An 11,298-nucleotide genomic window follows, 5' to 3' on the forward strand; every position below is an offset into this window, starting at 1 on the left:
ACTCCGCCAGCCGGCGCAGCACCTGGTCGCCCACCTCGTGCCCAAAGTTGTCATTGACCCGCTTGAAGTGGTCAATATCCAGCACGATGGCCGAAAACGCCCGCCCTTCGGCTTCCAGTAGCGAGAGGCTGAATTCCAGGCTGCGGCGGTTGCCGAGGCCGGTCAACGGGTCGGTCTGGGCATCACGATTGAGCCGGCCAATACGCTCCTGCAACAAGTTCAGGCCGAACAGCAGCGCGCGTTTGAGTTCTGCCGCCTCGAAGTACCAGGCCCGCACCCGGTGCAGGCGCTCGTCGGTGCCGACCCGGTCCATGGAGCGGGCGCCAGCGGCCAGTTGCCAGAGTGGCCGGGCGATGGTCATCGCCAGCCACCACAGCAGCAGGCTGCCTACCAGTGCCAAGGGCGCGGAAATGCCCACCACATTCAGTATCAGCGAGTTCAGCGGCATTGTGGTCTGCGCCAACGGCTGCTGCGCCACCACGCCCCAGCCGGCACTGGGGACAGTGGCGTAGCCCGCAAGTACTTCCACGCCCTGGCTGTTGGTCAGTTGCCGCGTGCCGCTGGTCAATGTCGTCAGCTGGTCGATCAGCGCATTGCCCTCTACCACCGTACCCACCCGCTGGCTGTTGGGGTGGTACAGCAACCGGCGGTTGCGATCGACCACATACAGGTACGAACCGTCCTGGTGGAAGTGCTCGCCCAGCAGGCTGTTGAGGATGTTGCGTTCGCGCAGGTACAGGCTGCCGCCGACGTACCCGAGGTAGCGCCCGTTGCTGTCGAAAATCGGGTGAGACAGCACCACTACCAGGTTGTTGGCCGCTGATAGAAAGGGTGTGGAAACCAGCGGGCGGCGTTCCTGCAGTGCCTCTTTGGCGCCGGGCGACTGCATGCGGGTGCCGACCAGGTGGCGAAGCGGGGCAGGGGATATCGCCAGCAGCATGCCGTTGGCGTCGATCACGAATGTGGAATTGAAAGCCATGCCCTGGCCAAGCACGCGGTCGGTCTCGTCCTGCAGCGCAGCGGCGTCGCTCAGGTGCCGGGCTTGAACGCTGGCGCTGTAGGTCAGTTGTTGCAAGGCGCTGGCGATAAAGGTCTCGGTGATGCTGGCCAGCTTGGTCGCATACACCCGGTTGGCCTCCAGGGCGTGGTCGATCAGCAATTGGCGCTGTACCCGGTAGCTGGCGAAATAGCTGGCGCAGAGCATCACCACGGCGGTAAGGGCGCAGAGCACCAGAATGAGTGTACGTAGATCCAGGCGCAATCCGTGCTTGGCGTGTGGCAATCCTGACCTCGGGTGATTGGGTTACGAAATGGGGATGACCTTGCCGGCCACGTTCAGGAGCCTGACTTTTCCAGCGCGTTCAACTCGTCTTCCACCTGCTGCATGCGCTGCTCGACCAGCGCCTGGACCTTCGTGTCGCGGGCGCTCTCGCGCATCAGGCCGGTGAGTTTTTCGCTGAGGCGCTTGCCGGCTTCGGTGTCTTCCAGGGCGCGGGCCTTGGCCGGGTCCTGGGTGGCCGCGACAATGGTGGCGAACTCGGCGTCACTGAAGTTCTTTTCGCTGTACAGGCGGAACAGGTCCTGGCGCTGGTCCTCGACGGTGAGGTGCTTGCGCAGTACATCCTGGATGGTCGCTTGCGATAGCTGCGGGTGCGTGCGCCCGAGCAGCCCGGCCATGCGTTCGATGTTATGCGTGTAGGCATCCTGCAAGGGTAACTGGGCAAGGATCTGTTCTTCACGGGAGGGTTTCTGCTCGCAGGCGGTGAGGGCGGCAGTCAGCAACAGTGGCAACAGCAACTTCGGGAGGCAAGGCATGGGGTGGCCTGGTCGGGCAGTGAAGAATGTCGATTATACCGATGTCCACCTGGTCGCGACGAGCCCTGTGATTTGCCTTGAGCGGCGTGCTGCGGTAGAACCTTGCCCTCCCGACCATTGCCGATAGCCTCATGCCGACCTGGACCCTGCAACCTGTGGCGCGCAGCGCCATTGCCGAAGTGCTGGCGTTTGTCGACAGCGCCCGCCGCGAGCTGTTTCCGATGCTGACAAACGCCCCTGTGCCACGCGACCTGGCGCAATTCGCCGAAACCTATCTGGAGGGCGAGGGCTGCTTCCTGGAGGCCCGCGATAACGGGCGACTGGTGGCGGTGATCGGTTACCTGCCCTATGACCATCGTTTCGCCCAACTTGATTATCACGCCGAGCGGGTTGTCGAAGTGGTGCGCCTGTTCGTGCTGCCGGACTACCGCCGGCATGGCCTGGCGGGCGCGTTGTTCGGTGCACTGCGCGAGCGGGCGGTACAGGCGGGCATTGGCTGCCTGTACCTGCATACCCATCCATTCCTGGCCGGTGCAATTGCATTCTGGGAGCGGCAAGGGTTCGTGGTGGTGGATGTGGAGCAGGATCCGGTCTGGCAGACCACGCACATGCAAATGCGCCTGCGTTGACCTGTGCGAAAGCGCCTACAACGGCGCTTTCGGGGTGATCGACGGGTTCATTTCAAAACCTGCATGGCTTGCTTGTCATTCCCGGTTCAGGCAACGCGATCTGTCAAAAACCGCCCGAAATCGGCCACTCCACCGCCAGCCGTATCTGGTCGCCATCCAGCTCCGCCTGGGCCGTGTTCCCCCGGTGCACGTTATGCCGCAGCGAGAACGTGGTGCCCTTGGCCTTGCCGCCCTGCACCACGTAGCGCGCCTCCAGGTCGCGCTCCCAATGCTTGCCAGCTTTGCCATAACCCAGGTACGCATACCCGCCTTCGGGGTCGACGTGCGTGCCATCGATATCGAACCCGCGCACGTACAACGCCGTCAGGTTCAACCCGGGCACGCCGTAGGCACCCATGTTCAAATCGTAGCGCGCCTGCCACGACTTTTCGTTTGGTGCGTTGAAGTCCGACATCTGCACCGCATTGGCGATGAATATCGCCCCCCGCGTCACGTAGTCGAATGGCGTGTTGCCGTCTACCTGCTGCCAGCCCAGGCTGAAGCCGTGTGGCCCTTGGTTGTAGCGCGAGACCAGGCTCCAGGTGGTGTTGTCGATACGCCCGGACAGCGCCTTGCCAGTGTCGGTGGTGCGGTACAGGTTGAGGTCCAGGCTGACGCTGCGGCGGTCATCCAGTGCCTGGCTAAGGGTGCCGCCCAGGTAGTGCTGGTTCCAGCTGTCTGCATAGCGCGAGGTGTACAGGCTGCCGCTGAAGGCAGCGCTGGGGTTCCACACTGCGCCGGCCAGGTCGAAGCTGTTGCCCTGCCGGCCGTTGGAGTAGTTCACCACAAAGCCCTGATCGTGGCTGGAGGCGTTGCGGTCGGTGCTTTCGTTGAAGTGCCCTGCCACCAGCTTGAGGGCGTCGAACGCGTTGCTGGTGAGGAACCAACCGGTGGCGGTCTCGGGCAGCAGGCGGCTGTCTGAAGAGCTGAATACCGGGGTCTTGACCCGCTGCTCACCGTAGGACAGCACGGTATTGGCCATGCGCAGTTTCACTGCCGCGCCCCCACGGCTGTATTCGTTCTTCGGGTGCCCGTCGTTGTCGACACCCAGCAAACGCGCCTTGCCGGCGCGCCCCCCGCCGCTGTCGAGTTGCACGCCCAGGTAGGCATGGGCATCGACCCCGACACCAAGCAGCCCTTGGGTGAAGCCGGACTGGAAAGTGCCCATCAAGCCATACGCCCATTCCTCGGCCTTGCCATTGCGCGCGTTTCGCGGCTTGTAGGCATTGCGCGCAGCACTGTTACGCCCGCCGTGCTTGTAGTCACGCTGGTCGAACACGCTGCGGTTGAGAATGCTCCAGCGGCCATCTTCGATGAAACCGTGGCTTTGCGCTTGGGCGGAGTCGGCCAGGGCGACAGGCGCCAGGCTCAACAGGGGCAGAGCCCACAACAGCCGGCTCATTGCCCGGCCTCGAGCTTTTGCAGTTGCAGGGCCATGCGCGCCTTGGCTCGGGGTGGCAAGCTGGCGGGTATTTGCGCTGCGGGCGCGTCTCCCACCCGGATCACCATGACCATGCCCATCGCCAGGTGCGGGATGCACTGGATGCCGTATACGCCTGGCACACTGAAGGTTTGCTCGAACGGTTGGTTCAGCTTGCTTTTGAACGCTGTGGCACCGGCAGGTAGCAGGCCTGCCATGCTGGCGGCGTTGTGCCCGCTCTGGGTTGGCAGGAAGCGCACGCTGTCACCTGGCGCAATGCGCAGGTGGTCGGGTTCGTAGACCATGGCGCCGTCGCTGCCGCGGTTGAGCATTTTCACTTCATGGACTTCGGCCTGCGCGGCCGGGGCAAGCAGGGCGCTGGCGAGCAGCAGGGCGACAGGGCGCAACAGCATGGGCAGAACTTCCTGGTTCAGGGGGCGCGAAAGCGCAGGATGCGCGCGCCGTCGTAAGGGTCGGTAAGGTAGTGGGCGTAGACGCCGAAGGTGCTCAGCAGAAGGCCCGGGGTAAGCACCTCGAAAGGGGCGCCCAGGGCGACCAGGCGGCCTTTGTCGAGTACCGCGACACGGTCGCAGGTAAGTGCCTGGTTGAGGTCGTGCAGGGCCACCAGGGTGGTGACTGGCAGTGCCTGCACTTGTTGCAACAGGCTCAACTGGTGCTGGATATCCAGGTGGTTGGTGGGCTCGTCCAGCAACAGGACCTGCGGCCTCTGCGCCAGGGCGCGGGCGATGTGCACGCGCTGGCGCTCGCCGCCTGACAGCGAACCCCACAAGCGGGTGCGCAGGTGCAGGGCATCAAGGTCGGCCAAGGCTTGCTCGACGATGGCGCGGTCGTCCCGGGAGAACGGTGCCAGGGCTGAAAGCCACGGCGTGCGGCCCAAGGCAACCGCATCGAACACGTTGATCGCATCGAGGGTATCGGCCTGCTGTTCGACCAGTGCCAACGCCTGGGCGACCCGTCGGCGAGGCATGTGTGCCAGTGGTTCACCCATGAGTTGCACGCTGCCGCTGGCTGGTTTGCGCAGGCCAGCCAGCAACTTCAGCAGCGAGGACTTGCCCGAACCGTTGGGGCCGACGATGCCCAGGGTTTCCCCGGCAACGACACCCAGGTCGATATCGCTGAGCACACTATTGCCGGCCAGCTGCAAGCCCAGGCCCTGGCAGCTGAGTGGCGATAGCTTAGCCGCACACATCACCGTCATGGGCGCCCCCTGCGGCTGACCAGGATCAGGGCGAAGACCGGTGCACCGATCAGCGCAGTCACCACGCCCACCGGAATCACCTGGCCCGTGATCAGCGTGCGCGAAAGGATATCGGCTGCGATCAGGAACAACGCGCCGCCCAATGCACTGGCGGGCAGCAGTCGGCTGTGCCCGGGGCCGAGCAGCAGGCGCAGGGCATGGGGGATTACCAACCCGACAAATCCGATGGCGCCGACGATAGACACCATTACCGCCGTCACCAGCGCAGCACAGCTGATCAGCAGCAACTGGGTACGCCGCACCGGGATGCCTAGCGAGGCTGCCGAATCGGCGCCGAAGGTGAACGCATCCAGCGCGCGGCGATGCCACAGGCATACCAGCAAGCCGAACAGCGCTACCGGCACGGCCAGATACACCGAAGGCCAGCGCACGCCGCTTAGGTTGCCCAGCAGCCAGAACAGGATGCCACGCGCCTGCTCGGCGGTGGCTGACTTGGTAATCAGGAATGCGGTCAGGGCGTTGAACAGCTGCGAGCCGGCGATACCGGCCAGAATCACTGGGGCATTGTTGCTGCTCGGGCCGGCCGCGCGGGCCAGCACCAGCACCAGGGCGAAGGCCGCCAGGGCGCCAATGAAGGCCCCGGCAGACATGCTCAAGGCAAGGCTACCCAGGCCTAGCAGGCCGACCAGGACTGCACCGGTCGAAGCACCGGCAGACAGGCCCAGCAGGTAAGGCTCGGCCAGTGGGTTGCGCAACAGGGCCTGGAGAATCACGCCGCAGGTGGCCAGGCCGGCACCGCAGGCCGCCGCGACCAGCGTACGGGTCAGCCGGTAGTTCCAGACGATGCCGGCATCGATCGGGTCTACAGGGTAACCGGCCTGCCACAGGTGGTTGGCCAGCACCTGGCCGACCACGCTGGGGGACAGGTTGGTTTCGCCGATGGCAGTACCGGCCAGCAGGGCCGCCAACAGGGCTGCCAGGGCAACGGCAGTGCAGGGTAACAGTCGACTGATCACTGGCTGGCTTTACCGCTGGCAAAGGCTGCCGACAACGTCTGCACCCCACGGAACAAGCGGATGCCGGCCTGCATGGCATCGGCGTCGAGGATGATGATGCGGTCGTGCTTTACCGCATCCATGTTGCGGGTTACCGGGTCGCTGCGCAGGAATTCCAGCTTCTTCTGGTAGTCGTCGGCCGGGAAGCGGCGGCGGTCCATGCGGGCGATGATCAACCAGGTGGGGTTGGCCTTGGCCAGGGTCTCCCAGCCTACGGTGGGCCATTCCTCGTTGGATTCGACAACGTTGCGCACACCAAGGGTGCGCAGCATGAAGTCGGCCACACCCTGGCGGCCGGCCACGTAGGGGTCGATGTCGAGGTCGGCGCTGGAGAACCAGAACAGCGCCGAGGTCGTCGACAGGTCCTTGCCGGCCAGTTGCGCCTTGGCGCTGTCCAGGCGGCCTTTGAGCTCCGTGTTCAGCGCCGTGCCGCGGGCCTGTACGTCGAAGATTTCCGCCAGCTGGCTGACGCTCTTGTAGATGCTGTCGACCTGGAACGCCTGCAGGCGAGTGCCATCGGCGCCCACCAGGTTATCTTTGCCTTCGCAGTCCGATGGCAGCAGGTAGGTGGGGATCTTCAGCTCGTCGAACTGCTCGCGGGTACCGACTACGCCCTGGGCGCCGACCATCCATTCGAACTGCACCGCTACCAGTTGCGGGCGCTTGCCCACCACGGCCTCGAAGCTGGGGTCGTTATCAGCCAGGCGCGGTACCTTGGCGTTCACGGCCTGATACTCGGGCAGCACGTTGTTGAACCACAATGAGGTACCAGCCAGCTTGTCGCCCAGGCCCAGTGCGTAAAGCATTTCGGTGCCAGCCTGGCCGATGGTGACCGCACGCTGCGGCGCGTGGGCGAAGGTCTGCGGCTTGCCGCAGTTGTCGACCGTCAGCGGGTAATGGGTGGCAGCGGCCTGGGCCAGGCCGGTGAGGCCGAGGCCGGCGAGCAGGGTGGCGAAACGGGGCAGCATGCTGGGCGATCTCCTATCGGACAGTTCACGGAATGAACGCACGGACAGGCATCGCCGAGCCCCCGCTGGCCGCAGGGGCAACACTGATGGCCAATCCCGGACACCCCGCCGGTTGGTGAATGTAGGCCGGCAGGTCTCCTGACTGGTGCGTCTTCACCTGGCCCCGGCCTTCCCGAGTCAGCGACTCAGTGGCATTGATGGAGCAGGCTCGGCACCTACAGTTGCGGGGGCAGTTCCGTTTGGCCCGTATTGGCGGGCCTGGGATTCCCTATTAATTCCGTGGTGGAAACCGGCGGCCCGCATGGTAGACCATCGCGGCGCCGGGTGAAAATGCTTTTCAGAAGTACTTCAGCCAGCCGATATCACGGCGGCGCTGCTTCAGCCGGGCGAACCAGCGCACCGGCAGGTACAGCGAAACCGCCAACAGCAGGGCGCCCAGCCACACCGCTGCAATGCCGTCGAAGCCGAAATAGTCGCCATGGTTGAGGCCGAACAGTGCCACGCTGGCCAGGTACAGCAATTTCAGTACATACAGGTGCAGCAGATAGAAGAACATGGGTGCTGCACCGAACACCGCCAGGACGCTGATCCAGCGTGCCTGGCCGGCGCGTTCGAAGGCGCGCAGCAACAGCAGGCCGCAGCTCAGGGTGAGGGCCAGGAACAGCAGCGAGGGCGGGTATTTGGTGATGTTGAAGAAGCTCATCAGGGTTTGCGTCAACGTGGGGTAGCCGCTCCACGGCGCTTCACCATAACCGTTGACCATGCGCAGCGCGACAAAGCCCAGCAGCGCGAGCAGCCCGGCCAGCAGTAAGCGGTGCTGGCGTTGATCTGCCTGGCTGCCACGGGCAAACCAGGGGCCCAGGCCGTAGCCGAGGGCGATGACGCCGATCCACGGCAGCACCGGGTAGGACGTGCGCAGGCGCAGGTGTTCGGAATACTCCAGCCAGCCGCGGTCATGCAGGATCGCCCACGGCACGTGCAGGGCCGATTGCACGCCGAAGTGCAGGCTGTCGAGCAGGTTATGGCCAGCGATGATCACCGCCGCCAGTACCAGCAGCGCCGCGCGTGGCAGCCACACCAGCAGCGACAGGGCGATCATGCTGACGCCGATGGCCCAGATGACCTGCAGGTAGATCACGCTGGGCGGCAGCTGGAAGGTCCAGGCGAAGTTGACCAGCGTGAATTCCAGCACCACCAGGAACAGCCCGCGCTTGAACAGGAACGCCGAGACATCGCTGCGGCTTTGGTGTTTTTCGCCGTACAACCAGGCCGACAGGCCGGTCAGCAGCACGAACACTGGCGCACACAGGTGGGCCAGGGTGCGGCTGACGAACAGCGAGGGCTCGGTGGTGTCGATGGCCATCGGGTCGCTGACCTGGCGGTGCAGGAAGAAGGTCTCGCGGACGTGGTCCAGGAGCATGAACAGGATCACCAGCCCGCGCAGGGCATCGATGCTCTGCAGGCGCTGGGTTAGCAGGGTGGGGGTGGCGCTGGCGCTTGTCATGGAAGTTCGCTGATGGGAATTGATGTCAAGTGAAACGTTATCTTATAACTAAATGGTTAGGCTTTGGTAGCGGTTTCTTGTGTTGCCTGCACCGGCCTCTGCGCGGGTAAGCCCGCGATGAGGTCAGTCCAGGCACGTCAGGTCAGAAGCTGTAATCCACCGTCGCGAAATACGAGCGTGGCATCCCCATCAACCACTGCTGCCCGCTGAACGCCGATTGCACGTACTCGCGGTCGAACAGGTTATTCAACTGCAACCCCAGCCTCACATCGGGCCAAACCTGCCAGGCGACATTGGCATCGACCACGGTGTAGCCGGGGGCGCTCTGGGTATTGGCAGTATCGGCATAACGCGCATCCACATACCGCGCCCCAATGCCTGCTTGCACTTGCTGGCCGAAGCCTTTGCTCAGCCACAGGTTGGCAGCACGCCGTGGCACGTTGGCCGGCCGGTTGCCGGCACGGTCCTGCACCATGTCGCCCACCCGTTCGTCAAAGTCGTCATAGCGGGCGCGGACCAGCGAGGCGTTGGCCGACACTTGCCACTGGTGGGCCAGGGCCAGCTCCAGGGTCGCCTCCAGGCCATCGGACGTTTGCTGGCCGGCTTGCTGTTGCACGTGAGTGAGCGGGTCGTCAACCAGCAGCTTCTTCTTGACGATGTGGTAGGCGGCCAGGGTCCATTCGCCACGGCCGGCCCAGAAGCGTTGCTTCAGGCCTGCCTCTGTCTGCTTTGCTTCCGTCAGGTCATAGTGCATCTGGCTCGGGCTGAGGCTGATCAGGTTGTTCACCCCGTCTTCGCTGGTGGAGTACTGGCCGTACAGCGACAGGTCGTCGCTGAGCGCATACACCAGCCCGATGCGCCAGTTGCCGCCTTGCAGGCTGTGATCGCTGCGGCTGCCATCGGCCAGGTTGTCGCGGTCGATGTGGTTCTGGTCGCGGCGCACCCCGGTAACCAACGACAGTCGCTCGCCCAGCTGCAGGTGGTTCTCGGCGAACAGGGCGAAGGTGTGGGTGGTGGACAAGGTTTGCGGGCGCAGTGGCGAGGCGCTGTGGAACCAGCCAGGCGGCGGTTGCCAGGGGTTCATGTAGTCGCCGCCGATGTCGTTGTAGGGGGCGTTGCTGTCGACGTTGAAGCGTACCTTGTTGTACTCGGCACCGAGCAGGGTCTTGCTGGCCAGGCCCAACAGCGAGTGGTCGAAGGTGAACGTCTGGCGGTCGCCGAACTGCTCCTGGTTGTGCTTGATTTCCAGGTAGCTGCCGCGCTGCAGCTGCTGGCGATCGGCGTCCCAATCGTAGTTCTCGGCGTTGCGCCAGTGGCGTCGGCTGTTGATGTAGTACAGCTGGTTGCTGGCGCTGACATGGTCGTTCAGTGCCCAGTCGGTGGTCAGCCGGGTCCATTCGTCGTGGTACCGCTGCACATCGTTCTGCACGTTGTAGTTTTTCCTGCGCAGGCTGCTGCGGTAGTGGCCGTCGATCAGCGGGGTGCCGTAATAGTTGGCAGGCTGCGCTTCGCCGCGGTCATGGGCAAGGGTGAAGCTGAGGTCGTCACTGGCATCGAAACGCAGTGCCGCGCTCAGGGCCAGGCTGCGCGAGGTGGTGCGGTCGACCCAGCCGTTGCCCGCCTGCTGGTTCAGGGTGAGGCGGTAGCTCAGGCGCTCGCTGAAGCTGCCGCCGCTGTCCAGGCCAAGCTGCTGCCGGTCCCACGAGCCGTAGCCCAGGCGCAGGTGGTTTCGCACCTCGCCGGCGAACGGCTTTTTCGGGATCACGTTGACCACCGCGCCTGTAGCGCCTTCGCCATGCAGCACCGAGGCCGGGCCGCGGATCACCTCGATGCGCTCGACCATCCATGGATCGACCGGGAAGGTCTGGGTGCCAGCGCCGGTATACAGGCGTGCGCCGTCGAACAGCGTCATCACCGAGCTGTGCCCGGCAAAGCCACGGGCGGACAGGCCGGTGCCACCGTCGCCCGGCGAGCCAATGAAGGTGATGCCTGGCGAACGGGTCACCGCATCCTGCACGCTGATGTTGTTGCGTTGCTGGATCTGTTCGGCGCTGATGCTGCTGGTGCTGGCGGGTGTTTCCAGCGCACTGAGGCCTAGACGCGAGCCGGCCTGGGTGGGTGTGCTCAGGTCGAGGGTGCGGTTGTCGAGGGTGTCGGTGATGGCCGTGGAGGGCAGGGCCAAGGGCTGCGGCCCGCGGTCATCAGCCAGGGCCGGCAGGGTGACGGCCAGGCAGGCCGCCAAAGGGTGAAGCTTGAAGATACGGGACATGTCGTTCCACTGCTGCAGGAATGAATGGATCCCGGTGGAAAACACGCAAAGGCGAACCGTGCAGGCAGGCGCGCGCACGGATACCGGCCTGCGCCCGCCCACCGCGGGTTGCCAAGTGAAGCTCCAGGCCGGTCTCCGGGCTTGCGAGGGGCGTGAAACCTTCACCTTCCCATGCCAAGGCACAGTGGTATTTCGAAGGGTTCGCTCGCTTACCGTTGCGGGGGCAGCGCCGGACTTGTCGTGGCTAACACGAGATCGTGTCCCGGGAAGTGGTGTAACTCATCATGGCTCTTGCCATTGAGTTCGCCGTTTAGTTGATCACAGCTGACAGCTTGGCTTGTGGATTATCGCTGACCGCTTCGAAGGCCTCCAACTGCATG

Annotated in this window: 10 protein-coding genes and 2 riboswitches; of the genes, 1 reads left to right on the forward strand and 9 read right to left on the reverse strand. The window is 64.4% G+C overall.

The features are described from left to right. Both DMX11_RS25225 and DMX11_RS25230 read right to left on the reverse strand, forming a co-directional pair. A partial coding sequence (locus DMX11_RS25225) for a sensor domain-containing diguanylate cyclase (protein ID WP_110748378.1) occupies positions 1–1,282 on the reverse strand: 1,282 nt, incomplete at its 3' end. Positions 1,283–1,335: 53 nt separating this feature from the next. Further along, positions 1,336–1,815, reverse strand: coding sequence for a hypothetical protein (locus tag DMX11_RS25230; RefSeq protein WP_110748351.1), 480 nt, complete (start codon positions 1,813–1,815; stop codon positions 1,336–1,338). Between the two features lie 131 nt (positions 1,816–1,946). Between DMX11_RS25230 and DMX11_RS25235 the strand changes: the two genes are divergently transcribed. Further along, the gene (locus tag DMX11_RS25235) at positions 1,947–2,444 is read left to right on the forward strand and encodes a GNAT family N-acetyltransferase (protein WP_110748354.1); all 498 of its coding nucleotides are present in this window, start codon (positions 1,947–1,949) and stop codon (positions 2,442–2,444) included. Positions 2,445–2,547: 103 nt separating this feature from the next. On the opposite strand, the gene DMX11_RS25240 is transcribed toward DMX11_RS25235, so the two are convergent. The 7 genes from DMX11_RS25240 to DMX11_RS25270 all read right to left on the reverse strand — a co-directional run bounded on the left by DMX11_RS25240 (position 2,548) and on the right by DMX11_RS25270 (position 10,918). Beyond that, complete coding sequence (locus tag DMX11_RS25240; protein WP_110748359.1) at positions 2,548–3,885, reverse strand: OprD family porin; 1,338 nt, start codon at positions 3,883–3,885, stop codon at positions 2,548–2,550. Then, on the reverse strand, positions 3,882–4,316 hold the full coding sequence (locus DMX11_RS25245) for a pseudoazurin (protein WP_110748362.1): 435 nt from the start codon (positions 4,314–4,316) through the stop codon (positions 3,882–3,884). Before DMX11_RS25245 ends, DMX11_RS25240 begins: the two co-directional genes overlap by 4 nt. A gap of 17 nt (positions 4,317–4,333) precedes the next feature. Then, positions 4,334–5,122 carry an ABC transporter ATP-binding protein gene (locus DMX11_RS25250; protein WP_110748365.1) on the reverse strand — a complete coding sequence of 263 codons (789 nt, stop codon included), beginning with the start codon at positions 5,120–5,122 and terminating at the stop codon, positions 4,334–4,336. Beyond that, positions 5,119–6,135, reverse strand: a complete 1,017-nt coding sequence (locus tag DMX11_RS25255) for an iron ABC transporter permease (RefSeq protein WP_110748381.1) — start codon at positions 6,133–6,135, stop codon at positions 5,119–5,121. The genes DMX11_RS25250 and DMX11_RS25255 overlap by 4 nt, the downstream gene beginning before the upstream one ends. Further along, positions 6,135–7,145 carry an ABC transporter substrate-binding protein gene (locus DMX11_RS25260; protein ID WP_110748368.1) on the reverse strand — a complete coding sequence of 337 codons (1,011 nt, stop codon included), beginning with the start codon at positions 7,143–7,145 and terminating at the stop codon, positions 6,135–6,137. Before DMX11_RS25260 ends, DMX11_RS25255 begins: the two co-directional genes overlap by 1 nt. A 110-nt stretch (positions 7,146–7,255) precedes the next feature. After that, positions 7,256–7,454, reverse strand: a riboswitch (cobalamin riboswitch). A gap of 28 nt (positions 7,455–7,482) precedes the next feature. Then, positions 7,483–8,649, reverse strand: a complete 1,167-nt coding sequence (locus DMX11_RS25265) for a DUF1624 domain-containing protein (protein WP_110748372.1) — start codon at positions 8,647–8,649, stop codon at positions 7,483–7,485. A 142-nt stretch (positions 8,650–8,791) separates the two neighbouring features. Next, positions 8,792–10,918, reverse strand: a complete 2,127-nt coding sequence (locus DMX11_RS25270) for a TonB-dependent siderophore receptor (protein WP_110748375.1) — start codon at positions 10,916–10,918, stop codon at positions 8,792–8,794. A 108-nt stretch (positions 10,919–11,026) separates the two neighbouring features. After that, positions 11,027–11,269, reverse strand: a riboswitch (cobalamin riboswitch). Between the last annotated feature and the right edge of the window lie 29 nt (positions 11,270–11,298).

The organism is Pseudomonas sp. LB-090624 (assembly GCF_003205205.1).
Lineage (GTDB): Bacteria > Pseudomonadota > Gammaproteobacteria > Pseudomonadales > Pseudomonadaceae > Aquipseudomonas.

Coding starts and splice junctions, on each gene's coding strand:
- DMX11_RS25230 (WP_110748351.1), bottom strand. CDS start 1,815: ATGCCTTGCCTCCCGAAGTTGCTGTTGCCACTGTTGCTGACTGCCGCC.
- DMX11_RS25270 (WP_110748375.1), bottom strand. CDS start 10,918: ATGTCCCGTATCTTCAAGCTTCACCCTTTGGCGGCCTGCCTGGCCGTC.
- DMX11_RS25235 (WP_110748354.1), top strand. CDS start 1,947: ATGCCGACCTGGACCCTGCAACCTGTGGCGCGCAGCGCCATTGCCGAA.
- DMX11_RS25250 (WP_110748365.1), bottom strand. CDS start 5,122: ATGACGGTGATGTGTGCGGCTAAGCTATCGCCACTCAGCTGCCAGGGC.
- DMX11_RS25265 (WP_110748372.1), bottom strand. CDS start 8,649: ATGACAAGCGCCAGCGCCACCCCCACCCTGCTAACCCAGCGCCTGCAG.
- DMX11_RS25260 (WP_110748368.1), bottom strand. CDS start 7,145: ATGCTGCCCCGTTTCGCCACCCTGCTCGCCGGCCTCGGCCTCACCGGC.
- DMX11_RS25240 (WP_110748359.1), bottom strand. CDS start 3,885: ATGAGCCGGCTGTTGTGGGCTCTGCCCCTGTTGAGCCTGGCGCCTGTC.
- DMX11_RS25245 (WP_110748362.1), bottom strand. CDS start 4,316: ATGCTGTTGCGCCCTGTCGCCCTGCTGCTCGCCAGCGCCCTGCTTGCC.